Consider the following 22106-nt stretch of genomic DNA (forward strand, 5'->3'; position numbering starts at 1 on the left):
GTGCGGGCCTTCTGCCCGCGGGCGGCGGCCCGGGAGAGCGGGTGGACCGCGAGCCGTACGAGCAGGGTGACCGCCTTGACGGTACGGCGCGGGCGGCGGCGCCCGGTCGCATACCGGTCGCCGCCGCCGAAGCCGCTGCCGCCCATGCCGAAGCCGTCGGATCCGTTGGGGTCACCAGGGCCGCCGGGGCCGCTGCGACGGCCGTCGGGGCCGCCGGGGCTCCTCACGCCCGTGGAGCCCCCGAGGCCGTGCTCGTGGTCCTCGCCCGCGTGGCTTCTGCCGTCGCCGTCGGGTCCGCCGTCTAGGCCGCGCACCGCTCCCGCCCCCCTTCGTCGCCTCGTACGGTCGCCCGCTCCCCCGTCCGCCCCAGGGCGCGGGCGTCGAGGTCACGGCTCTCCAGCTCCTGGCGGAGCCGGGCGAGCGCGCGGTGGAGCGTCGACTTCACCGTACCCGTCGACATGCCGAGCGCCGCCGCCGTCTCCTCCGTGCTCATCTGCTCCCAGTGACGCAGGACGACCACGCTGCGCTGCTTCGGCGCGAGCACCTTCAGGACGTCCATGAGGAGGGCGCGGTCGGCGTGCTGCTCGGTCGGGTCCTCGACGCTCGCGTCCGGCAGCTGCTCGGTCGGCACCTCCTCCAGCTTGCGGGAGCGCCACCACTCGGTCCGGGTGTTGATCATGACCCGGCGCAGGTAGGCGTCGGCGAGGGACTTGTCGGCGATGCCGTCCCAGCGGCCGTACGTACGGGCCAGCGCCGTCTGGAGCAGGTCCTGGGCGTCGACGGGGTCGGCGACGAGCCGACGGGCGCTGCGCAGCAGCGCGTCCTGCCGCGTGCGTACGTACTCCTCGAAGTCGAGCACCTCGCCCTGCCGCATCCCAACCGCCTCCGATCCCCGTGACCTGCTTGTTCCCTCGTGTCGTGGACGACGCTACGGAGCGGTTGTCACGGGGTTGTGCGGGGCAGCCGTCGGTCGACGCACGGCTACCCATCGGTTGTGTAACAGCGGGGGCGGAAAGGTTTGAGGCCCCGCTCCGGGGAGAGCGGGGCCTCGGACGGGCCGGACGGAGGCCTCAGGACAGCGGCAGCCGGTACCGGTCGCCCTCCAGCGGTTCGACGAGACCGTCCGAGACCAGCCCGTCCAGGGCCCTGCCCCGCTGCACCGGCTCGTCCCAGACCGCGTCCAGGGCCGCCTGCGTCACCGGCTCCGCCGACTCCCGCAGCACCGCGAGGAGCCGGCCGCGCACCTGCCGGTCGGTCCCGGCGTACGTCTGACCGCGCCGCGGTGGACCGTCGTGCGCCGGCTTCCCCGAGAGCCGCCAGGCGCACCGCTCGGCGATCGGGCAGCGCCCGCAGTCCTCGTTCTTCGCCGTGCACACCAGGGCGCCCAGCTCCATGGAGGCGGCCGCCCAGCGGGAGGCCGTGGTCTCGTCGTCCGGCAGCAGCGCCCGGGCGAGCCGCCGCTCGGCGGCCGTGGTCGCGTTCGGCGGGTACTGGACGCCGGTCGCCGCCCGTGCGAAGACCCGGCGCACGTTGGTGTCCAGGACCGCGTGCCGCTGTCCGTACGCGAAGGAGGCCACCGCCGCCGCCGTGTACTCGCCGATCCCGGGCAGCGCGAGCAGCTGCCCGTGGTCGCGGGGCACGTCGCCGTGGTGCCGTTCCGTTATGGCGACGGCCGCCGCGTGCAGCCGCAGCGCCCGGCGCGGGTAGCCGAGCCGGCCCCAGGCGCGGACCGCCTCGCCGGGGGCCTCGGCGGCCAGGTCGGCCGGGCGCGGCCAGCGCGCCAGCCACTGCTCGTACACCGGCAGGACCCGGACGACCGGCGTCTGCTGGAGCATGAACTCGCTGACCATGACGCCCCAGGCACCCGCCTCGGGGCGGCGCCAGGGCAGGTCACGGGCGTGCCGGTCGAACCAGGCGAGGACGGGCCCGTGCAGCTCGGCGGGGAGCGCCGGGGCGACGGGGGCCGTGGACGTGGGGGAAGTGTCGATGGAAGTCATGGCACCTCCGATCCTGGCACGTCCCCGGCGGGATCAGTACGCGCCGTGGCGTGCGCGGGAGCGGCGCTGGGAGTGAGCGGGCGCGTGCGCGGAGGCGTGCGCGTTCGTCCCGCGCCCCGCGCACCACACCACGGCCGAGCTCCGGCTCGACCGGGCCGTCTCCACCAGCGACCGCACGGGCCGTTCCGCCGCCCGCATCACGAGGAAGGCGACCAGGGCGCCGACGAGCAGGCCGACGGTCACGTCGTGCGGGTAGTGGACTCCGGCGAAGACCCGGGAGAAGGCCATGAGCAGCGCCATCGGCACGGTCAGCCAGACGATCCCGCGCCAGGACAGGGCGAGGGCGATCGCGGCGGCACCCGCGATGGCGGAGTGGTTGCTGGGGAAGGACCAGTCGCCGTGCGGCGGGCAGGCGACGAGCGAGACGGGCGCGCCGGCCACCGCGCGGCACGGGCGTTCCTCGTCGATCAGCGACTTCAGGGCCTCGCTCACCACGTAACCGAAGCCGGTGGCGACCGGGGCGAGCAGCGCGAGCGCCATCGCCCGGCTCGAACCCTCCCGGGAGCGCCACCAGCCGACGAGGAACAGCACGGCGAAGAGCAGCAGCCCGAGTTCCGTCCACATCTCGGCGAGCCACTGGAACCAGTGGGGGGTGGAGTGGGCGAAGTCGGCGACGTCGAGATACAGACGGTCGGAGAGGTCGAGAAGGGTGTTCATGGTGCATGACGCTAACCGGAATCCGGAGCTCGCCGCCCCAGGCCAACGGCCAGAACGACCCCTGACGAAAGTGGGGGGCCGTGATTCGCGCTGGTTCCCTACGGTCTCCGGCGGGGTTCCGTCGGGGGTTCCGTCGGGGTTCCTCCGGGGCTCCGGGAAAAGTTCCCCGGGCCGAAGGATGTGATGATCGGCAAAACTTGGGCTCTCGGGCGGCGGGTGGGGCGGGAGTTGGGCCGGATCTCTCGTAAGGTTCGGGTCGTGGGATCTTTGCGCAATCCGGTCGGGCCGCTTCCCTCCACCATCTACTGGCGACGGAGGGCGGTGGCGGCGTGCCTGGTGGCGCTCCTCGCGATCCTCGCCGTGTGGGCCTTCACCTCCGGTGACGGCGGCGGGAAGAAGCCCAGTGACGCCGCCAACGGCTCTTCGCCGACCCCGCCGTCGATCACCCCCGGGCCCTCCGGCACCGGCCCGGCGATCAGCCAACAGCCCGGCGGACGCGACGAGTCGGGGGACTCCGGCGAGACCGCGGGCGACAACGGCGGTTCGGGGGACTCCGGTACGGGCGCGGACGCGGGCACCGGCGCCGGTACGGACTCCGGCGCCGAGGGCGCGGGAGGCACCACGGGCATCGGCAAGAACGGCGACACCGACGGAGCCGGCGGCGACGGAGGCGCGGGCACCGGCGCGGGCCAGCAGGTCCCGGCCGACTCCCCGCTCCCCAACTGCCCTGCCGCGGCACTGGACTTGACCCTCCGCTCCGTCAAGGTCACCTACGAGGCAGGGGAGAAGCCCCGCTTCCAGCTCGTCGCGAAGAACACCTCGAACACCACCTGCAAGGCCGACTTCGGGCCCCGCAACGCCGTCCTGACGATCAGCGACGACCGGGACGACGAGGTCTGGTCCACCGCCGACTGCCCGCGCCCCGGCACCCCGCTGCTGCTGCGTGTCCCCGCGCACGCCACCATCACCCACACCGTGGAATGGGACCGCCGCCGCAGCGCCCCGCAGTGCGCCACCACCCCGGCGGGCCAGGCCGGCCCCGGCACCTACCTGGTGGAGGCGGAGGTGCCGGGTGCGAAGGTGCTCGCGGCGTCGTTCCGGCTCGCGAAGGACTGAGCCGAGCGGCACGTACTGGCCGAGCGGCACGTACTGACCGAACAGGACGTACTGGCCGAGCGGCACGTACTGGCCGAGCGGCACGTCCTAGACGTACCGCTCCAGGATTGAGGACTCCGCGAGCCGCGACAGGCCCTCGCGGACGCTGCGGGCACGCGCCTCGCCGACGCCGTCGACGGTCTGGAGGTCGTCCACGCTCGCCGCGAGCAGCTTCTGCAGCCCGCCGAAGTGCTCCACCAGGCGCTCGATGATCGCGCCGGGCAGCCGCGGCACCTTCGCCAGGAGCCGGTAGCCGCGCGGCGAGACCGCCGAGTCGAGGGTCTCGGGCGAGCCGCTGTAGCCGAGGGCCCGCGCCACGACCGGAAGCTCCAGGAGCTCGGTGTGGGTGAGCGCGTCCAGCTCGGTGAGCGCCTCGGCGACCGTCCGCGAGCGCTTCGCCGTCGGCTCCGGCACGTAGTCCCTGATCACCAGCTCGCGCTCCGGCTCCACGCCCGCGATCAGCTCGTCGAGCTGGAGCGAGAGGAGCCGCCCGTCGGTGCCGAGCTCCACCACGTACTCGGCGATCTCGGTGGCGATCCGGCGGACCATCTCCAGGCGCTGCGCGACCGCGGTGACGTCCCGGACCGTGACCAGGTCCTCGATCTCCAGGGCGGAGAGCGTGCCGGCCACCTCGTCGAGCCGCAGCTTGTACCGCTCCAGGGTCGCGAGCGCCTGGTTGGCGCGGGACAGGATCGCGGCCGACTCCTCCAGGACCCGGCGCTCACCGTTCACGTACAGCGCGATCAGACGCATCGACTGGGAGACGGAGACGACCGGGAAGTTGCACTGCTTGGAGACCCGGTCCGCGGTGCGGTGGCGGGTGCCGGTCTCCTCGGTGGGGATGGAGGCGTCCGGGACGAGCTGCACGCCCGCGCGGTGGATCTTGGTGATGTCCTTGTCGAGGACGAGCGCGCCGTCGAGCTTGCACAGCTCACGCAGGCGCGTGGCGGTGAACTCGACGTCCAGCACGAAACCGCCGGTACACATCGAATCGACCGTCTTGTCCAGGCCGAGAACCAGGAGACCGCCCGTGTTCCCCCGGAGGATCCGCTCCAGGCCGTCGCGCAGCGCGGTGCCCGGCGCGACCGCGCTCAGGGCGGCGCGCATCAGCGCTTCGTTGCCGGAGCCCGCGCCGGACTTTCCAGGAGCTGCTGCCCCGTCCTTGGCTGCCACTGCACTCCTCCGGCTCGTACGGATGGGCGAGACCAGGGCAAAGTCTAAGTCTTGTCCCGCGCATCACCCACAGGGCGGCGCGGAATGCAGCCGGGGCGGGGTCTGGGCTTTCCGGCGTGGTCACCCGCGAGCGGGTGTCTCATCCGGGGTCGCTCAGGGCGCTGATCCGGCATTCGAGGAGCAGGGGCCCGGCCGGAACCGGGCTGCCGCGCGGACCGCTCCGGCGGAGCCGGAGGTCGGGCCGCCATGCGGTCGACTCCCACGGGGCCTCTTCCGGCCCCTGCCCCGTGCGGGGCGCGATCACCCTACCAGCCGAGCCCGGAGGGCCGGCGGACACGGGACGTCCCTCACCCCTCCTCGCCCTTCGGGGCGGCCGACCGCCGGCTCCGCGGCAGCACCCGCAGCGCGTCCCCCACGTCCGCCACCTCCGTCACCTTCATGCCGGCCGGCACCTTCCCCGGGTCCCCCGGCACCAGCGCGTGCGTGAAGCCCAGGCGGTGCGCCTCGGCGAGCCGCCGCTGCACGCCCGTCACCCGCCGCACCTCGCCCGCGAGCCCGACCTCGCCGATCGCCACCAGGTTCTTCGGGAGCGGAGTGTCGCTCGCCGCGGAGGCCAGCGCGAGCGCGATCGCCAGGTCGGCGGCGGGCTCGGTGAGCTTCACACCGCCGACGGTCGCGCTGTAGATGTCCCGCTTGCCCAGTGCGCTGATCCGGCCGCGCTGCTCCAGGACCGCCAGCATCATCGAGACCCGGGAGGTCTCCAGACCCGAGGTCGTCCGCCGCGGCGACGGGATCTGCGAGTCGACCGTCAGCGCCTGCACCTCGACGACCAGCGGCCGCTTGCCCTCCAGGGTGACCGTCAGACAGGTCCCGGGCACGGCCACGTCGCGCCGGGTCAGGAAGAGCCCGGAGGGGTCGGCGAGCCCCGTGATGCCCTCGTCGTGCAGCTCGAAGCAGCCGACCTCGTCGGTCGCCCCGTACCGGTTCTTCACGCCCCGGACCAGGCGCAGGCGCGCGTGCCGGTCGCCCTCGAAGCTGAGGACGACGTCCACCAGGTGCTCCAGCAGCCGGGGTCCCGCGATGGCGCCGTCCTTGGTGACGTGGCCGACGAGGAGCGTCGACATGCCGCGCTCCTTGGAGGCCCGGATGAGGGCTCCCGCGACCTCGCGGACCTGGGCCATGCCGCCGGGCGCGCCGTCGATCTCGGGGGAGGCGACGGTCTGCACCGAGTCCATGACCAGCAGGGAGGGCTTCACCGCGTCGAGGTGCCCGAGGACGGCCGACAGATCGGTCTCGGCCGCCAGGTACAGATGGTCGTTGAGCGCGCCGATCCGGTCGGCGCGCAGCCGGACCTGGCTCGCGGACTCCTCGCCCGTGACGTACAGCGTGCGGTGCTCGTCGCTCGCCGCCTTGGCCGCCACGTCGAGCAGCAGCGTGGACTTGCCGACGCCCGGCTCGCCCGCGAGCAGCACGACGGCGCCGGGCACCAGGCCCCCGCCGAGGACCCGGTCCAGCTCGTCGACGCCGGTCGAGCGGGCGGTCGCCTGCCGGCCGTCGACCTGTCCGATGGGCAGGGCGGCGGTGGAGACGCGGCCGGCGGCGGTCGTCCGGACGGCGGGCGCGCCGTACTCCTCGACCGTCCCCCAGGCCTGGCACTCGGGGCAGCGGCCGAGCCACTTGGCCGTCTGCCAGCCGCACTCGGTGCAGCGGTAGGACGGCCGGTCCTTGGCGGTTTTCGTACGGGCAGCCATGAGCCACACCGTATCCGCCGCCACTGACAACGGGCCCCGGCCGTCCACAGGGGGAGCCCCACGGCACCGGAACACCCGATTCCTGTCCCCTTTCGAGCGATAGCTTCACCCGTAAGAATGAGAATCGAGCGACCGGTACGAAGAGTGCCCGCCGCCCTGCCTACGGTCGCCCAGTGACGAGCAGCAGGCTGGATCCCCCCGCACGCACCACCGGCGCACACCGGGCGCACCGCGCCACGGACCAGGGACCGCGCACGCTCGGCCGGCGTCCCCCCGCCCGTTACGAGGCCGCCCTCGACGGCCTCTTCACGTACTGCCTCTCCGTGCTCTGCGACCACGACACGGCCACCGCCGTCCTCGGCGACGTCCTCGCCGTCGCCGAGCGCCACCACGGCCGCTGCCCCTCCGACGAGGACGGCCGCACCGCCTGGCTGTACGCCCTCGCCCGCTGGGCCTGCCTGCGCAGCCTCGGCGAGCAGCGCGGCAAGCGCCAGGGCGCCCACACCGGCCGCCCGGCCGTCACCGCCCCCGAGCCGCCCCGGGTCTCCGAGGAGACCGCCGAGCGGCGCCGCGCCGAGCTCGCCCTGCTCGCCTGGCCGGAGGCCGCGGGCACCACACCGGAGCAGCGCGAGGCGCTGGAGCTCGCCGTGCGGCACGGGCTCAGCCACCGCCAGGTCGCCGCCGTGCTCTCCCTCGACCCGCTCGCCGCCCGCGAGCTCCTCGCCACCGCCGGCTGCGAGGTCGAGCGCACCCGCGCCGCCCTCGCCGTCGTCGAGACCGGCAGCTGTCCCACCGTCGCCCGGCTCACCGGCGACCACCGGGTGCTCCTCTCGGCCGCCCTGCGCGCCGAGCTCGTCCGGCACGTCGACGACTGCCCCCGCTGTCGCCGCGCGGCCGAGCGCGTCGGCGCCGCCGGCCCCTGGCCCGGCGCCACGGCCCTCCCGGCGGACCGGCTGCCGCTCGTCGAGGCGCCCCGGGCCGCCGCGTACATGGCGATGCTGCACGTCCCACGCGCGCGTGCGGGCGCCCCGCGCTTCGCGCCGACCGGCTTCCCCATGGACCCGAAGGACCACGTCGCCCGCCGCGACCGGATGCGGGCCCGCGCGGTGACCACCACGGTCGTCGCCGCCGTGGTCGCCGCCCCCGTCCTCGCCCTGTGGACCTCCTACCGCGGCACCCCGGACACGGACGTCGCCGGCCACGACGGGGCCAGGATCAGCGCGCGCGAGGCGGACGAACCGGTCGGCCCGGACGGCGGCCCCTACGACCGGTACGAGAACGCGGGCAACGCCCGCACCACCCCGGAGCCCCGCTTCACCCGGGGCAGCCGCGCCCCCGACGTCTCCGTCGAGGTCGTCAGCCCCGGCGCCCCCGCCGAACCCGCCGCCGGCTGGATCACGGTCACCGCCACCGGTCACGGCGACGTCACCCTGCTCACCCTCGCCGCCGCCGGCGGCTCACCCGTCGACTGGTCGCTGTGGACGGACGCCCCCTGGCTGTACGTGAGCCGGGTCTCCGGCACGCTCCGCCCCGGCGAGAAGACCACGATCGCCGTCCGCGTCGACCACGGCCGCGCACCCGCCGGCGCCTGGAGCGCGCGCGTGGGGGTGAACCCCTCGGGCGCGGTGATCAGGATCGACGGCCACGGCCCGGCCAAACCGCCGACCGGCCGGGTCATCACGCCCCCGCCGATCACGACGACGCGGCCGACCACCCCGCCCACGTCCCCGCCGACGTCTCCGCCCACGACGGAGCCCACCACCCCGCCCACGACGGAACCGACGACGCCGCCCACGACCGAGCCCACGACCCCGCCGCCGACCACGGAGCCCACGACGGAGCCGACCACCCCGCCCCCGACGAGCGAAGAACCCCCGCCCGCGAGCTCGGACCCGGGCACGCCCCCGTCATCGCCGGAGGAACCGCCCCCCTCCTCCTAGGAGGGGTCCGCCGGGTGCGGGGCCACCAGCGGAAGCTGCGAGGCGAGCCGGGCCTCGCACAGCCCGGCCAGGACCCCGTACGCCTCCTCGCCCATCATCTCGACCAGCTCGGGCCGGTACGAGACGTAGACCGGCTCGGCGCCGACGTGCGCCGACGACGCCGTCGTGCAGTACCAGTGCAGGTCATGGCCGCCCGGCCCCCAGCCGCGCCGGTCGTACTCGCCGATCGACACCTGGAGCACCCGGCTGTCGTCGGGGCGGTCGATCCAGTCGTACGTCCGCCGCACCGGCAGCTGCCAGCACACGTCCGGCTTCGTCTCCAGCGGCTCCCGGCCCTCCTGCATCGCCAGGATGTGCAGCGAACAGCCCGCGCCGCCCGCGAAACCGGGCCGGTTCTGGAAGATGCAGGACCCCTCCCAGCGGCGGGTCTGCCGGTCGCCGTCCTCGTCGAGCTGCACCCAGCCCGACTCCGTGCCGACGTCGTGGAACTGCCACAGCTCCGGAGTCAGCCGGGCCACGTGCTCCGCGACCCGCTTCTCGTCGTCCTCGTCGGAGAAGTGCGCGCCCAGGGTGCAGCAGCCGTCGTCGGCGCGCCCCTCCTGGATGCCCTGGCAGCCGTTGCCGAAGATGCACGTCCAGCGCGAGGTCAGCCAGGTCAGGTCGCAGCGGAAGACCTGCTCCTCGTCGGTCGGGTCGGGAAACTCGACCCACGCGCGCGCGAAGTCGAGGCCCTTCTCGTCGGGCTCCTCGGCCTTGCCCCGCTTCTGCTTCCCGACCTTGACCGCCTTCACGGCCTTCGCCGCGTGCGCGGTCCTGGCGTCCTTCACGCGCGCGCCTTCGCTCTCTTTGTCCTGCTTCGCCTTTTTCGTCTTTGGCACAACCCCAAGCGTATGCGGGCCGGAGCAGTAGCGTTCCGCCCATGAGACTCGGAGTCCTCGACGTCGGTTCGAACACAGTGCACCTGCTCGTGGTGGACGCCCACCCCGGCGCCCGGCCGCTGCCCGCCCACTCGCACAAGGCGGAGCTGCGGCTCGCCGAACTGCTCGACGAGCGGGGTGCGATCGCGCCCGACGGCGTCGAGCGGCTCATCGCGACCGTGCGGGACGCGCTCCTGGCCGCCGAGGACAAGGGCTGCGAGGAGGTGCTGCCCTTCGCGACCTCCGCGGTCCGCGAGGCCAGCAACGCCGACGCGGTCCTCGCGCGCGTGAAGGACGAGACCGGCGTCGACCTCCAGGTCCTCACCGGGGAGGAGGAGGCCCGGCTCACCTTCCTCGCCGCCCGCCGCTGGTTCGGCTGGTCCGCGGGCAAGCTGCTCCTCCTCGACATCGGCGGCGGCTCCCTCGAAGTCGCGTACGGCATCGACGAGGACCCGGACACGGCGGTCTCCCTGCCCCTCGGCGCCGGCCGCCTCACGGCGGGCTGGCTGCCCGGCGACCCGGCCGACACCGCCGACGTGAAGGCGCTGCGCCGCCACGTGCGCGCGCAGATCGCCCGTACGGTCGGCGAGTTCAGCCGCTTCGGCAAGCCCGACCACGTCGTCGCCACCTCCAAGACCTTCAAGCAGCTCGCCAGGATCGCGGGCGCGCCCGGCTCGGGGGAGGGCCTCTACGTCCAGCGGATCCTGACCCGCAAGTCCCTGGAGGAGTGGGTCCCGCGCCTGGCCGCCATGACCGTTCCCGAGCGCGCCGCCCTCCCCGGCGTCTCGGAGGGCCGCGCCGGGCAGCTCCTGGCGGGCGCGCTCGTCGCGGAGGGCGCGATGGACCTCCTCGGCGTCGAGGAGCTGGAGATCTGCCCCTGGGCCCTGCGCGAGGGCGTCATCCTGCGCCGCCTGGACCACCTGCCGGGGCACTGACGGTCCGCACGGGGGCGCGGACCGGGCCCGCGACCGGCCCCCTCTTCGCCCCCGACGGGTGCCCCCTCCCCCGACGGGCGGGCCCCCTTCGCCCCCAGAGAGTGGCCGAAACCACCCCCGCCCCCGCCTCGGGCGTGACCGGAACCACCCTCCGGCCCCCGGCCCGCCCCGTACCCTGTCCCCGTGGCAGAACCAGTGGTGCGCATCCCGGATGCGAAGGTCGCCCTGTCGACGGCCTCGGTCTATCCGGAGTCGACGGCGACGGCCTTCGAGATCGCCGCGCGCCTCGGGTACGACGGCGTCGAGGTCATGGTGTGGACCGACCCCGTCAGCCAGGACATCGAGGCGCTGCGCCGGCTCTCCGACTACCACCGGGTCCCGATCCTGGCCGTGCACGCCCCCTGCCTCCTCATCACCCAGCGCGTCTGGTCCACCGACCCGTGGGTCAAGCTCCAGCGCGCCCAGGCGGCGGCCGAGAAGCTCGGCGCGTCGACGGTCGTCGTGCACCCGCCGTTCCGCTGGCAGCGCCAGTACGCCAAGGACTTCGTGACCGGCATCTGGCGGATGGCGGACGAGACGGACGTGCGCTTCGCGGTGGAGAACATGTACCCGTGGCGGTACAAGGACCGCGAGATGCTCGCGTACGCCCCCGAGTGGGACGTCACCAAGGACGACTACCGGCACTTCACCGTCGACCTCTCGCACACCGCGACCGCCCGCACCGACGCCCTCGCGATGATCGACCGCATGGGCGACCGGCTCGGCCACGTCCACCTCGCCGACGGCAAGGGGTCCGCCAAGGACGAGCACCTCGTCCCGGGGCGCGGCACCCAGCCCTGCGCCGAGCTCCTGGAGCGGCTCGCGCTCTCCGGCTTCGACGGGCACGTCGTCATCGAGGTCAACACCCGCCGCGCGATGTCAGCCGCCGAACGCGAGGCCGACCTCGCGGAGGCCCTGGCCTTCACCCGCCTCCACCTGGCCTCCGCCGCCGCCCGCCCGACCGAGCGGGCCCCCCGCCCATGACCGACCCGGCCCCGCGCCGGCGCGGTCGCCCGTCCCGTACCGAGGAGGAGAGCGGTCCGGGCACGCGCGAGCGCATCCTCGAAGCGGCCCGAGCCCAGTTCGCCGAGCGCGGCTACGACAAGGCCTCGGTGCGCGGCATCGCCAAGGCCGCCGGCGTGGACCCGGCGCTCGTGCACCACTACTTCGGCACGAAGGACGAGGTCTTCGCCGCCGCCGTCGAGGTCTCCTTCGAGCCCGCGGCCGTCCTCCCGGCGATCCTCGGCGGCCCGCGCGAGGCCATCGGCGAGCGGCTCGCCCGCTTCTTCATCGGCGTCTGGGAGAACCCGGCCTCCCGCGCCCCGCTCCTCGCGATCGTCCGCTCCGCGCTCACCCACGAGGCGGCGGCCAAGGTGCTGCGGACCTTCGTGCTGCGCCGGCTCCTGGAGCGGATCGCGGCCGAGCTCGACGTGCCGGACCCGGGCTTCCGCGCGGAGCTGGCCGCCTCGCACATGATCGGGATCGTGATCATGCGGTACGTGATCCAGGTCGAGCCGCTGGCCTCGGCGGACCCGGAGCGGATCGTCGAGCAGGTGGCCCCGACCCTCCAGCGCTACCTGACAAAAGCCTGAGCGAGGCCTGGCGGAAGCCGGACCGGAGGCGTCCGAGGAATGAACACCCGTCCCGCATTCTGGATGCCATGTCCGGATCCTGGAGCGTCGGCGTACGCTCGAAAGCAAGCACACCCATCACGAGGAGCGAGCGACGATGCCCGAGCTGAGGTCCCGCACTGTCACCCACGGTCGCAACATGGCGGGCGCCCGCGCCCTTATGCGCGCCTCCGGTGTACCCGGCGCGGACATCGGCCGGAAGCCGATCATCGCCGTGGCCAACTCCTTCACGGAGTTCGTCCCCGGCCACACCCACCTCCAGCCGGTCGGCCGGATCGTCTCCGAGGCCATCACCGCCGCCGGCGGCATCGCCCGCGAGTTCAACACGATCGCCGTCGACGACGGCATCGCCATGGGCCACGGCGGCATGCTCTACAGCCTGCCCTCCCGTGACCTGATCGCGGACAGCGTGGAGTACATGGTCGAGGCGCACTGCGCCGACGCCCTCATCTGCATCTCCAACTGCGACAAGATCACCCCCGGCATGCTGATGGCCGCCCTGCGCCTCAACATCCCGACGGTCTTCGTCTCCGGCGGCCCGATGGAGGCCGGCCGGGCGGTCCTCGTCGACGGCACGGTCCGCACGCTCGACCTGGTCGACGCGATGTCCGACGCCGTGAACCCCAACATCTCGGACGAGGACATGCTCCGGATCGAGGAGAACGCCTGTCCGACCTGCGGCTCCTGTTCCGGCATGTTCACGGCCAACTCGATGAACTGCCTGACCGAGGCCATCGGCCTCTCCCTCCCCGGCAACGGCTCGCTCCTCGCCACCCACACCGCCCGCAAGGGGCTGTACGAGGCCGCGGCGCGCACGGTCGTCGACATCACCCGCCGGTACTACGACGAGGACGACGCCTCCGTCCTGCCCCGCTCGATCGCGACCCGCGCGGCCTTCGAGAACGCCATGGCGCTCGACATCGCCATGGGCGGCTCGACCAACACGATCCTGCACCTGCTCGCCGCCGCCCAGGAGGCCGAGGTCGACTACGGCCTGCCGGACATGGACGAGGTCTCGCGCCGGGTGCCCTGCCTGGCCAAGGTCGCCCCGAACGTCGCCGGCAGCCGCACGTACTACATGGAGGACGTGCACCGGGCAGGCGGCATCCCGGCCATCCTCGGCGAGCTCTACCGCGGGGGCCTGCTCAACGAGGACGTGCACGCCGTGCACTCCCCGTCCATCAAGGAGTGGCTGGACACCTGGGACGTCCGCGGCGGCTCCGCCTCCGACGAGGCCGTCGAGCTGTTCCACGCGGCCCCCGGCTGCGTCCGCTCGGCGACCGCCTTCTCCCAGTCGGAGCGCTGGGAGGCGCTGGACACGGACGCGGCCGGCGGCTGCATCCGCGACGCGGGCCACGCGTACTCGAAGGACGGCGGCCTCGCCGTCCTGCACGGCAACCTCGCCGTCGACGGCTGCGTCGTGAAGACCGCCGGCGTCGACGAGTCCATCTGGACCTTCGAGGGCCCGGCCGTCGTCTGCGAGTCGCAGGACGAGGCCGTCCAGAAGATCCTCCTCAAGGAGGTCAAGGAGGGCGACGTCGTCGTCATCCGTTACGAGGGCCCCAAGGGCGGCCCCGGCATGCAGGAGATGCTCTACCCCACCTCGTACCTGAAGGGCCGCGGCCTGGGCAAGGCGTGCGCCCTGGTCACCGACGGCCGCTTCTCGGGCGGCACCTCGGGCCTCTCCATCGGCCACGCCTCCCCGGAGGCGGCCTCGGGCGGCACGATCGCGCTCGTCGAGGACGGCGACCGCATCCGCATCGACATCCCCAACCGCTCGATCGAGCTGCTCGTCGACGAGTCCACCCTCGCGGCCCGCCGCGAGGCCCTCGGCGGCGTGTACGCGCCGAAGAACCGGCAGCGCAAGGTGTCGGCGGCGCTGCGGGCGTACGCGGCGATGGCGACGAGCGCCGACAAGGGCGCGGTCCGGGACGTGACGAAGCTGGGCTGAGCCCGGCGGGAGCAGTACGCGGAAGGGGAGCGGGCCCGGAGCCCGCTCCCCTTCCGCGTACGTACGCCTCAGGCGCTCACCAGGCCGCCGGATCGCGCGCGTCCACCGCGAACACGGAGCCGTCCGGAGCCGTCCCGAACACCCGGCCGGCGGCGACGACGGGCGCGGGGACGGTGGTCGGGTAACCGAGCTTCCCGTCCCGCAGCCGGGGCCTGGTCTGCCCGATCAGCGCACCGCGCGCGGTGTCGACGGCGAGCAGCCGCCCGTCGGAGGCGGAGAAGTAGAGCCGGTCGCCGGGGGCGACGACGGGGACGGACACGGTGCCGGCGGCGGTCTCCAGCTCCCAGGCGACGCGGCCACCGGGAGCGGCGGTGTCCAGGGCGATGAGCTGACCCGTCGGCGTCAGCAGATAGACGGTCGTGCCCCGAACGGCGAACCTGGGTTCGTCCATCAGGGAAGGCACGGGGATCCGGCGAGCGGACCGCTTGGCGGGGTCGTACAGAACGACGGCGTCGGTGCGGGAGTCGCGGTTCGTGGACCGCAGGAAGAGCACGCCGTCCGCTCCTGTGCCCACGGGGACGAGGTCTCCCTCCAGACGCTTCTGCCAGGCGACCTCGCCGCTCCTCGGACGCAGGGCGCTGACGAGGGTCCGGGTTCCGTCGGCCGAGTTCTCGTAGACGGGCAGGAGGCCGGACTCCGGGGAGTACTGGCCGAAGCGGGGCGTCGAGTGATGGCGCAGCGCGTGACTCCAGCGCGGCTTCCCCGTCGCGCTGTCGACGGCCTCCACCGTGCCCGAGCCGCCGGTGAACAGGACCGTGTCGCCTGCCTGCCGCACTCCGGTGTGGCGTCCGGATGCGTTCGTGTCCCAGCCGGGGGTGCCGTCTGCTTCGTACGCCCGCAGGCCGTGCTCGACGGAGACGACACCGAGCAGGCCTTTGGACAAGGGCGTGGGCGCCGAGAGCTTCTCATCGGGAGCCGTCGGCCGTGACCACGCCACGTGGCCGGTCGCGGGGTCGATCCGCGCGATGCCGATGCCCCGGCCCGAGCAGAAGAGCGCGTCGGCGATGTACCCGCAGGCGGGTGCGACGGTATCGCCTTCCTTCTGCAGGAGGGTCTGCCATCCGGTGAAAGCCTTGGCCACCGGGGCCTTGCGCGGGTCTCGCGGATGGGTGCCGTCGCCGCCGAACTGGACGGCGGCGAAGGCGCCGACCGCGGCCAGTGCGACCAGCGCGGTGGCGGTGGCGGTGACGGACCGGCGGGGCAGACGCCGGGGTCGCTCCGTGGTCGCGCGTACGGGAGTGTCCGCGTCCCAGGAACCCGCAGGTCGAGGCGTGGGGAGGAGGGGGGCGGGGGCTCGCCGCTGGGACGGTATGAAGGCCGCCGCCTCGTACGACGGCGGTAGCAGAGCGGCCATGATCTCGGCCGGACTCGGCCGTTCCGCCGGTTCCTTGGCGAGGCACCGGGCGACGAGCGGGGCGAGGTCGGCCGGAACGCCCGTCAGGTCGGGCTCGTCGTGCACGACCTGGTACGCGACGATGTAGGGGCTGTCGGAGTCGAACGGGCCGTGCCCGGTCGCCGCGTGCACGAGGACGGACCCGAGGGCGAACACGTCCGCCGCCGGCCCGACCTCGCGCGGACGCTGGAACTGCTCGGGCGCCATGAAGGGCGGCGACCCGATCAACTTCCCCGTCTCCGTGTGCAGATCGCTGTCCACGGGCCGGGAGATGCCGAAGTCGATGACCTTCGGTCCGGTGTCGGTGAGCAGCACGTTGCTCGGCTTGAGGTCCCGGTGGACGACCCCGGCCCGGTGGATGTCGCGCAGCGCCTCCGCGAGGCCCGCGGTGAGCCGGCGCAGCTCGGCCGGGGACAGCGGGCCGTTCCGCTTCACCTGGTCGGCGAGGGTGGGGCCGGGCACGTAGAGGGTCGCCATCCAGGGGCGTACGGCATGGGGATCGGCGTCGACGACCGGCGCGGTGAAGGCCCCGCTGACCCGGCGCGCGGCCGTGACCTCTTGGCGGAAACGGGCCCTGAACTCGGGATCCTCCGCGTACTGCCCGTGCACGACCTTGACGGCGAGCCGCAGCCCGGAAGGGGAGGTGGCCAGGTGCACCACTCCCATGCCACCCGCCCCGAGACAGGCCTGAAGGCGGTACTCGCCCGCGTACTCAGGTCCTTCTGCTTCCCGGTCGGCACCGGTACTGCGCAACGGCGGCATCGCCCACCCCCGTGTGGTCCCCGTTGAGTTCGCGCGCGTGCGCGACGCACGGAGCCTAGTCCATGGTGCGGGCGATGACGGTGGGGCTTGCTAGCCTGCGCGTCGCAGAGAGTGAAATTCGGCGGAGCGATTCCGCTCCCAACGGGGGAGGGCCGTCATGGCTGTTGAAGAGACGAACGCCGCCACGACACTGGATGAGGTGGTCACCATGGGTGTGGCGCGCTACCCGATCGCACCCGGCTACCGCGTGAACGTGCGCTCCGGCCCGGGTACCAAGTACGAGATCGTGCGGACCCTCGCACTGGGCGTGAGCGTGCCGATCTACTGCCAGACGCCGGGCGAATCGATCTCCGGCCCGTACGGCACCACGAATCTCTGGGACAACATCGCGAGCGACGAGTTCGTCTCGGACGCGTACGTGAAAACCGGCAGTGACGGTTACGTCGCCCGCCGGTGCGGCTGAGCCCTTCACCGTTGCCCCGGGGATAATCGACCCCGTGAGCGACGAAGAGCAGCCCCCCGCCAAGACCGGCATCTCCTCCGGCCCGCAGCCGGAGGAGATCCGTTTCTTCGGCACGACCTGGGTCGACCACAGCGGCCACTACGCTCTGCGCCGCGCCGGCCTGGCCGTCGGCGCCCTGGCCGCCGCCGTCGCCGCCTGCTTCGTGCTGCGCTTCGCCTACGAGGGCCTGCAGATCGCGGACGTCGGCGGCGTCGTCAACGTGCTGGTCGTCATCATGTTCGCGGTCTGCAGCGCCATCGCCTTCGGCAAGACCTGGGAGGGCTTCCTCCGCCGCCCGGCCGACCCGGCCCGCGAGGAATCCCTGCGCAGCCTGAAGGCCATCGGCTTCATCGGCTCCCTCCTCGCCTACGCCGCCCGCTGCTTCGTCGAGGCCCCCGGTGAGAAACTGCACCGCACGGAGTACGAGACGGCTGTCGCCCAGTACGAGAAGCGCCGAGCCACCCGCACGGGCAACCCGTCCACCCGCAAGAAGCCGAAGCGCAAGTAGCGCCAGGCCGTGGGCGGCCCGCAGCGGCCCCACCCCACTCCACCCTGCCCCACCCCACCCCACTCCACCCTGCCCGGGTCCTTGACGACCGGCACCCCCAGGCCCACTATTCATCACATGATGAATTACGCGGCGTCGGGTGACCCCGCAGAAAGCGCAGCGGTCATCGCCCAAGCCCTCACCACCACCCGAGCCGACCGCCAGGTCCTCCGCGGGCTCGACTTCACCATCCCCACCGGCCGCATCACCGGCCTCCTGGGCCCCTCCGGCTGCGGCAAGACCACCCTCATGCGCGCGATCGTCGGCACCCAGGCCAAGGTCGGCGGCACCCTCCAGGTCCTTGGCCGCCCCGCCGGCGACCCCGCACTCCGCTCCCGCATCGGCTACGTCACCCAGGCCCCATCCGTCTACGACGACCTCACCGTCCGCCAGAACCTCGACTACTTCGCCGCCGTCCTGCTCCCCGGCCGCGCCCACCGGCACGACCGCCGCACCGCCGTCGACCGGGCCGTCGAGGACGTCGACCTCGCCGACCACGCCGACGTCCTCGCCGGCCGGCTCTCCGGCGGCCAGCGCAGCCGGGTCTCCCTCGCCGTCGCCCTCCTCGGCACCCCGGAACTCCTCGTCCTCGACGAGCCCACGGTCGGCCTGGACCCCGTCCTCCGCCGCGACCTGTGGGACCTCTTCCACCGGATCGCCGCCGACCGGGGCACCACCCTCCTCGTCTCCTCCCACGTCATGGACGAGGCCGAGCGCTGCCACCGGCTCCTCCTCATGCGCGAGGGCGAGATCCTCGCCGAGGACACCCCGGAGGCCCTCCGCCGCCGCAACGACACGGCCACCGTCGAAGAGGCCTTCCTGCACCTGGTCGACGCGGCGGCAGCCCGCGACCGCGCGCGGAACACCACCCGTACCGAGGAGCCCCGACCGTGAACGCCCACCCGTCGCCCACCACCACCCCTTCAAGGCCGCGCTTCGCGCCCTCTCTTTCCCGCACCCTCGCCACCGCCGCCCGCGTCCTGCGCCAACTGCGCCACGACCCGCGCTCGATCGCCCTGATGCTCCTCGTCCCCTGCCTGATGCTCTTCCTGCTCCGCTACGTCTTCGACGGCAGCCCCGGCACCTTCGACAGCATCGGCGCCTCGCTCCTCGGCATCTTCCCGCTCATCACGATGTTCCTGGTGACCTCCATCGCCACTCTCAGGGAACGCACCTCCGGCACCCTGGAACGCCTGCTCGCCATGCCACTGGGCAAGGCCGACCTCATCGCCGGCTACGCCCTCGCCTTCGGACTCGTCGCCGTCGTCCAGTCCGTCCTGGCCACCGGCCTCGCCGTCCGGTTCCTCGGCCTCGACGTCACCGGCTCCCCCTGGCTCCTCCTCCTGGTGGCACTCCTCGACGCCCTCCTCGGCACCGCGCTCGGCCTCTTCGTCTCCGCCTTCGCCGCGTCCGAGTTCCAGGCCGTCCAGTTCATGCCGGCCGTGATCTTCCCCCAGCTCCTGCTCTGCGGCCTGTTCACCCCACGCGACCGCATGGCCCCCGCCCTGGAGGCGATCTCGAACGCACTCCCCATGTCGTACGCCGTCGACGGCATGAACGAGGTCCTCCGCCACACCGACATGACCGCCGCCTTCGTCCGCGACGCCCTCGTCGTCGCCGGCTGCGCCGTCCTGGTCCTCGGCCTCGGCGCGGCCACCCTCCGCCGCCGCACCGCCTGACCGCCCCTCGGACACCCCACGCACCCCCGACCCCGCCGGTGCGAGGATGGCGACACGTACCCCCTCCGGCGAGGTGAAAGACCCATGACGCAGACCGTCGCAGTCCTCGGCACCGGCAAGATCGGTGAAGCGCTCCTCAGCGGCATGATCCGTGCCGGCTGGCGCCCCGCGAACCTCCTGGTCACCGCCCGCCGCGCCGAACGCGCCGAGGAACTCCGCACCCGCTACGGCGTCGAGACCGTCACCAACGCCGAGGCCGCCAAGCGCGCCGACACCCTCATCCTGGCCGTCAAGCCGCAGGACATGGGCCGCCTCCTCGACGAGCTCGCCCCCCACGTCACCGCCGACCGCCTGGTCATCAGCGCGGCGGCGGGCATCCCCACGTCCTTCATCGAGGACCGCCTCACCGCCGGCACCCCCGTCGTCCGCGTCATGCCGAACACCCCCGTCCTCGTCGACGAGGGCATGTCCGTCATCTCGGCCGGCAGCCACGCCACCCCCGACCACCTCGCCCACACGGAGGAGATCTTCGGCGGCGTCGGCAAGACCCTGCGCGTCCCCGAGTCCCAGCAGGACGCCGCCACCGCCCTCTCCGGCTCGGGCCCCGCGTACTTCTACTTCCTCGTCGAGGCCATGACCGACGCCGGCATCCTCCTCGGCCTGCCCCGCGCCCAGGCCCACGACCTCATCGTCCAGGCCGCCATCGGCGCCGCCGTGATGCTCCGCGACAGCGGCGAGCACCCGGTCAAGCTCCGCGAGGCCGTCACCTCACCGGCCGGCACCACCATCAGCGCCATCCGCGAGCTGGAGAACCACGGCGTACGCGCCGCCCTGATCGCCGCACTGGAAGCGGCCCGCGACCGCAGCCGCGAGCTCGCCTCCGGCAACAGCTGAGCGGCTACTTCCCCGCCGCACCCTTCACCACGTCCTCCGTGCCCACGACCCGGGCGAACCGCCCACCGTGCAGCGACACCGCCGTCGCCCGGGTCAGCTCCTCGGCGCTCTGCGTCCACCCGAACGGCCCGGCCAGGTCGAAGGTGTGCATGGCATCGATCGGGAACAGCACGTCGTACCCGAGGTTCCCGCCCATCCGGGCGGTGGTCTCGTTGCACATGTTGGTCTGGATCCCCACGACCACGAACTGCTCGACACCAGCCCCCTTGAACCAGGCGTCCAGGTCGGGCTCCCCGTAGAAGGCGGAGTTCACGGACTTCGTCACGAACAGCTCGGGGCCGGACCCCTTCCCCCGCCGCTCCTCGACGAAGTCCTTGAACCCGTTCCCCTCGGTCCCCGGCTCCAGCGGCGAACCCGCCTGCTTCGAGTCGTGCCGCACGAAGACGACCGGCCGCCCCGTCTCCTGCCACACGTCGATCAGAGCCGCGATGTTCCGCTCGGCCTCCGGATTGTCCCGCCGGCCCCAGAACTCGGACTCGAAGCCCTTCTGCACGTCGACGACCACCAGCGCTGCGTTCTCGTTGATCTCCATGACCACGATCCTCCCGCCGACGGCCCCGCCCTCCCAGAGGGGTGAATGCCAGCGATCGATGCTTTACTGCCAAGCGTGTCAGAGACCCCAGCGCCCCGCCCCCAGCGCATCGCCCTCGTCTCCTTCCCCGGCATCCGCGCCTTCGACATCTCGGTCATCACCGAGGTCTGGGACAGCGACCGCACCCTCCGCGGCGTCCCGCCCTTCGAACTCCGCAGAACCGCCACCGACCCGCACACCCCCATCCCCCTCCGCGGCGGCCTCACCCTCACCCCCGACCGCCCGCTCACCTGGCTCGACGACCTCACCCCCACCGACCTGGTCGTCGTCCCCGGCATCGAGGACCCCTACGCCGACCTCCCGAGCCCCGTCCTCGACGCCCTCCGCCGCGCCCACACCGCAGGCATCCCGGTCGCCTCGCTCTGCGCCGGAGCCTTCGTCCTCGCCCGCGCCGGCCTCCTCGACGGCCGCCGCGCCGTCACCCACTGGCACCTGGCCGGGACCCTGGCCGCCCTCCACCCCGCCGTCCAGGTCGAACCGGACGCCCTCTTCGTCGAGGACACCGGCATCTGGACCTCCGCCGGCACCGCCGCGGGCATCGACCTCTGTCTCCATCTCGTACGCACCGCCCACGGCGCCGAAGCCGCCGCGACGGTCGCCCGCTCCATGGTCACCGCCCCTTTCCGTACGGGGACGCAGGCCCAGTTCATCGAGCACCCCACGCCCCGCGCCGACCGCGACGCCGACGCCCTCGCCGCCGTACGCGCCCACGCCCTGGCCCACCTCGCCGAACCCCACACCATCGCGAGCCTGGCCGCCCTCGCCGGCATGTCCCCCCGCTCCTTCGCCCGCCACTTCCAGGCCACGACGGGAACCACCCCCCTCCACTGGCTCATCACCCAGCGCGTCGCGGCGGCCCAGAAGCTCCTGGAGCGGACCGACCACCCCCTCCCCGAGGTGGCCCGACGTGCGGGTTTCGGCAGCGAGGTCACGATGCGCCAGCACTTCGCCTCCCACCTGGGCACCAGCCCCCGGGACTACCGCACCGCCTTCCGCCACCCGGGCAGAGGGACGCCCCAGGGCCAGGGTTGACACGGGACCCCCCGGTCCGTAGTGTTCTCCGAGTTGTCCGACGTGAGCACCGACTCCGGTCGGCCCCGGGCAGCCATTCCGCAAGATCCACTGAAGCTGACGACGCTTTGTCGCGCCGTCGCGCTTTCCGTGCGTTTTTGCGAAATGAGGAATCCGCGTTCGAAGGTTTGAGCGCAGCGGCCCGATTAGCGTCGGGGGCAGGGAATCCGCTAAAGTCTCACTCGTCGGAACGGCCCAACAGCCGGAAAGACAAATCCCGCTGACTGGGAATCAGACGCCGAAAGGATCTGATAGAGTCGGAAACGAAGGAAGCGCCCGGAGGGCCCGGAAACGGGACCGAAGGAAGCGTCCGCACCTTGAGAACTCAACAGCGTGCCAA

General features: G+C 73.2%; 20 protein-coding genes and 1 pseudogene. 12 read left to right on the top strand and 9 right to left on the bottom strand.

The genetic code is table 11. The features are described 5' to 3' along the window. The 4 genes and pseudogenes from ABZ318_RS31445 to ABZ318_RS31460 form a co-directional block, all read right to left on the bottom strand. A pseudogene (locus tag ABZ318_RS31445) lies at nt 1-314 on the bottom strand (hypothetical protein); the annotation flags it as partial. Beyond that, nucleotides 302-874: a SigE family RNA polymerase sigma factor gene (locus ABZ318_RS31450; protein WP_356905838.1), complete on the bottom strand. Its 573-nt coding sequence runs from the start codon at nt 872-874 to the stop codon at nt 302-304. The pseudogene ABZ318_RS31445 and the gene ABZ318_RS31450, both read right to left, overlap by 13 nt. Nucleotides 875-1070: 196 nt before the next feature. Then, nucleotides 1071-1997, bottom strand: coding sequence for an A/G-specific adenine glycosylase (locus ABZ318_RS31455; RefSeq protein WP_356905839.1), 927 nt, complete (start codon nt 1995-1997; stop codon nt 1071-1073). Between the two features lie 33 nt (nt 1998-2030). Next, complete coding sequence (locus ABZ318_RS31460; protein WP_356905840.1) at nt 2031-2714, bottom strand: phosphatase PAP2 family protein; 684 nt, start codon at nt 2712-2714, stop codon at nt 2031-2033. Nucleotides 2715-2972: 258 nt separating this feature from the next. Here ABZ318_RS31460 and ABZ318_RS31465 point away from each other — a divergent pair, with 258 nt between their 5' ends. Beyond that, nucleotides 2973-3830, top strand: a complete 858-nt coding sequence (locus tag ABZ318_RS31465; RefSeq protein ID WP_356905841.1) for a hypothetical protein — start codon at nt 2973-2975, stop codon at nt 3828-3830. Nucleotides 3831-3917: 87 nt separating this feature from the next. Here the strand turns inward: ABZ318_RS31465 and disA are convergent, their stop codons facing one another. Both disA and radA read right to left on the bottom strand, forming a co-directional pair. After that, complete coding sequence (gene disA, locus ABZ318_RS31470; RefSeq protein WP_093875483.1) at nt 3918-5042, bottom strand: DNA integrity scanning diadenylate cyclase DisA; 1125 nt, start codon at nt 5040-5042, stop codon at nt 3918-3920. A 347-nt stretch (nt 5043-5389) separates the two neighbouring features. Then, nucleotides 5390-6793, bottom strand: coding sequence for a DNA repair protein RadA (radA, locus tag ABZ318_RS31475; RefSeq protein ID WP_356905842.1), 1404 nt, complete (start codon nt 6791-6793; stop codon nt 5390-5392). Nucleotides 6794-6966: 173 nt separating this feature from the next. On the opposite strand from radA, the gene ABZ318_RS31480 reads away from it, so the two are divergent. After that, the gene (locus tag ABZ318_RS31480) at nt 6967-8733 is read left to right on the top strand and encodes a hypothetical protein (RefSeq protein WP_356905843.1); all 1767 of its coding nucleotides are present in this window, start codon (nt 6967-6969) and stop codon (nt 8731-8733) included. Here the strand turns inward: ABZ318_RS31480 and ABZ318_RS31485 are convergent. Further along, a complete protein-coding gene (locus tag ABZ318_RS31485; protein ID WP_356905855.1) occupies nt 8730-9524 on the bottom strand; it encodes a hypothetical protein in 795 nt (264 codons plus the stop codon). The genes ABZ318_RS31480 and ABZ318_RS31485 overlap by 4 nt on opposite strands. Before the next feature lie 128 nt (nt 9525-9652). On the opposite strand from ABZ318_RS31485, the gene ABZ318_RS31490 reads away from it, so the two are divergent. From ABZ318_RS31490 to ilvD, 4 genes are all read left to right on the top strand, one after another. Then, complete coding sequence (locus ABZ318_RS31490) at nt 9653-10585, top strand: Ppx/GppA phosphatase family protein (RefSeq protein ID WP_356905844.1); 933 nt, start codon at nt 9653-9655, stop codon at nt 10583-10585. 183 nt (nt 10586-10768) lie between these two features. Then, complete coding sequence (locus ABZ318_RS31495) at nt 10769-11608, top strand: sugar phosphate isomerase/epimerase (protein WP_356905845.1); 840 nt, start codon at nt 10769-10771, stop codon at nt 11606-11608. After that, nucleotides 11605-12216, top strand: a complete 612-nt coding sequence (locus tag ABZ318_RS31500; protein ID WP_356905846.1) for a TetR family transcriptional regulator — start codon at nt 11605-11607, stop codon at nt 12214-12216. Before ABZ318_RS31495 ends, ABZ318_RS31500 begins: the two co-directional genes overlap by 4 nt. Before the next feature lie 136 nt (nt 12217-12352). Continuing rightward, on the top strand, nt 12353-14206 hold the full coding sequence (gene ilvD / locus ABZ318_RS31505; RefSeq protein WP_356905847.1) for a dihydroxy-acid dehydratase: 1854 nt from the start codon (nt 12353-12355) through the stop codon (nt 14204-14206). 76 nt (nt 14207-14282) lie between these two features. Here ilvD and ABZ318_RS31510 read toward each other — a convergent pair whose 3' ends face one another. Continuing rightward, nucleotides 14283-16421, bottom strand: coding sequence for a serine/threonine-protein kinase (locus tag ABZ318_RS31510; RefSeq protein ID WP_356905848.1), 2139 nt, complete (start codon nt 16419-16421; stop codon nt 14283-14285). 208 nt (nt 16422-16629) lie between these two features. Between ABZ318_RS31510 and ABZ318_RS31515 the strand changes: the two genes are divergently transcribed. From ABZ318_RS31515 to proC, 5 genes are all read left to right on the top strand, one after another. Beyond that, nucleotides 16630-16884, top strand: a complete 255-nt coding sequence (locus tag ABZ318_RS31515; protein ID WP_356905856.1) for an SH3 domain-containing protein — start codon at nt 16630-16632, stop codon at nt 16882-16884. Nucleotides 16885-16918: 34 nt separating this feature from the next. Then, nucleotides 16919-17431, top strand: a complete 513-nt coding sequence (locus ABZ318_RS31520) for a hypothetical protein (RefSeq protein WP_356905849.1) — start codon at nt 16919-16921, stop codon at nt 17429-17431. Between the two features lie 117 nt (nt 17432-17548). After that, nucleotides 17549-18364: an ABC transporter ATP-binding protein gene (locus ABZ318_RS31525; RefSeq protein ID WP_356905850.1), complete on the top strand. Its 816-nt coding sequence runs from the start codon at nt 17549-17551 to the stop codon at nt 18362-18364. Beyond that, nucleotides 18361-19149: an ABC transporter permease gene (locus ABZ318_RS31530; protein ID WP_356905851.1), complete on the top strand. Its 789-nt coding sequence runs from the start codon at nt 18361-18363 to the stop codon at nt 19147-19149. The genes ABZ318_RS31525 and ABZ318_RS31530 overlap by 4 nt, the downstream gene beginning before the upstream one ends. Nucleotides 19150-19233: 84 nt before the next feature. Continuing rightward, nucleotides 19234-20043 carry a pyrroline-5-carboxylate reductase gene (gene proC / locus ABZ318_RS31535; protein ID WP_356905852.1) on the top strand — a complete coding sequence of 270 codons (810 nt, stop codon included), beginning with the start codon at nt 19234-19236 and terminating at the stop codon, nt 20041-20043. A 4-nt stretch (nt 20044-20047) separates the two neighbouring features. Here the strand turns inward: proC and ABZ318_RS31540 are convergent, their stop codons facing one another. Further along, nucleotides 20048-20635, bottom strand: coding sequence for a cysteine hydrolase family protein (locus ABZ318_RS31540; protein WP_356905853.1), 588 nt, complete (start codon nt 20633-20635; stop codon nt 20048-20050). A gap of 45 nt (nt 20636-20680) precedes the next feature. Here ABZ318_RS31540 and ABZ318_RS31545 point away from each other — a divergent pair, with 45 nt between their 5' ends. Further along, nucleotides 20681-21727: a helix-turn-helix domain-containing protein gene (locus ABZ318_RS31545; protein ID WP_356905854.1), complete on the top strand. Its 1047-nt coding sequence runs from the start codon at nt 20681-20683 to the stop codon at nt 21725-21727. The last annotated feature ends 379 nt before the right edge of the window (nt 21728-22106 follow it).

Origin of the sequence: Streptomyces sp. NPDC006197, from assembly GCF_040613865.1 — a bacterium.
Lineage (GTDB): Bacteria > Actinomycetota > Actinomycetes > Streptomycetales > Streptomycetaceae > Streptomyces.

What these genes read in the sequence shown, in the direction of transcription:
- ilvD (WP_356905847.1), top strand. Translation starts at nt 12,353, where the DNA reads ATGCCCGAGCTGAGGTCCCGCACTGTCACCCACGGTCGCAACATGGCG.
- ABZ318_RS31500 (WP_356905846.1), top strand. Translation starts at nt 11,605, where the DNA reads ATGACCGACCCGGCCCCGCGCCGGCGCGGTCGCCCGTCCCGTACCGAG.
- ABZ318_RS31510 (WP_356905848.1), bottom strand. Translation starts at nt 16,421, where the DNA reads ATGCCGCCGTTGCGCAGTACCGGTGCCGACCGGGAAGCAGAAGGACCT.
- radA (WP_356905842.1), bottom strand. Translation starts at nt 6,793, where the DNA reads ATGGCTGCCCGTACGAAAACCGCCAAGGACCGGCCGTCCTACCGCTGC.
- proC (WP_356905852.1), top strand. Translation starts at nt 19,234, where the DNA reads ATGACGCAGACCGTCGCAGTCCTCGGCACCGGCAAGATCGGTGAAGCG.
- ABZ318_RS31525 (WP_356905850.1), top strand. Translation starts at nt 17,549, where the DNA reads ATGATGAATTACGCGGCGTCGGGTGACCCCGCAGAAAGCGCAGCGGTC.
- ABZ318_RS31455 (WP_356905839.1), bottom strand. Translation starts at nt 1,997, where the DNA reads ATGACTTCCATCGACACTTCCCCCACGTCCACGGCCCCCGTCGCCCCG.
- ABZ318_RS31490 (WP_356905844.1), top strand. Translation starts at nt 9,653, where the DNA reads ATGAGACTCGGAGTCCTCGACGTCGGTTCGAACACAGTGCACCTGCTC.
- ABZ318_RS31515 (WP_356905856.1), top strand. Translation starts at nt 16,630, where the DNA reads ATGGGTGTGGCGCGCTACCCGATCGCACCCGGCTACCGCGTGAACGTG.
- ABZ318_RS31540 (WP_356905853.1), bottom strand. Translation starts at nt 20,635, where the DNA reads ATGGAGATCAACGAGAACGCAGCGCTGGTGGTCGTCGACGTGCAGAAG.
- ABZ318_RS31450 (WP_356905838.1), bottom strand. Translation starts at nt 874, where the DNA reads ATGCGGCAGGGCGAGGTGCTCGACTTCGAGGAGTACGTACGCACGCGG.
- ABZ318_RS31460 (WP_356905840.1), bottom strand. Translation starts at nt 2,714, where the DNA reads ATGAACACCCTTCTCGACCTCTCCGACCGTCTGTATCTCGACGTCGCC.
- ABZ318_RS31545 (WP_356905854.1), top strand. Translation starts at nt 20,681, where the DNA reads ATGCCAGCGATCGATGCTTTACTGCCAAGCGTGTCAGAGACCCCAGCG.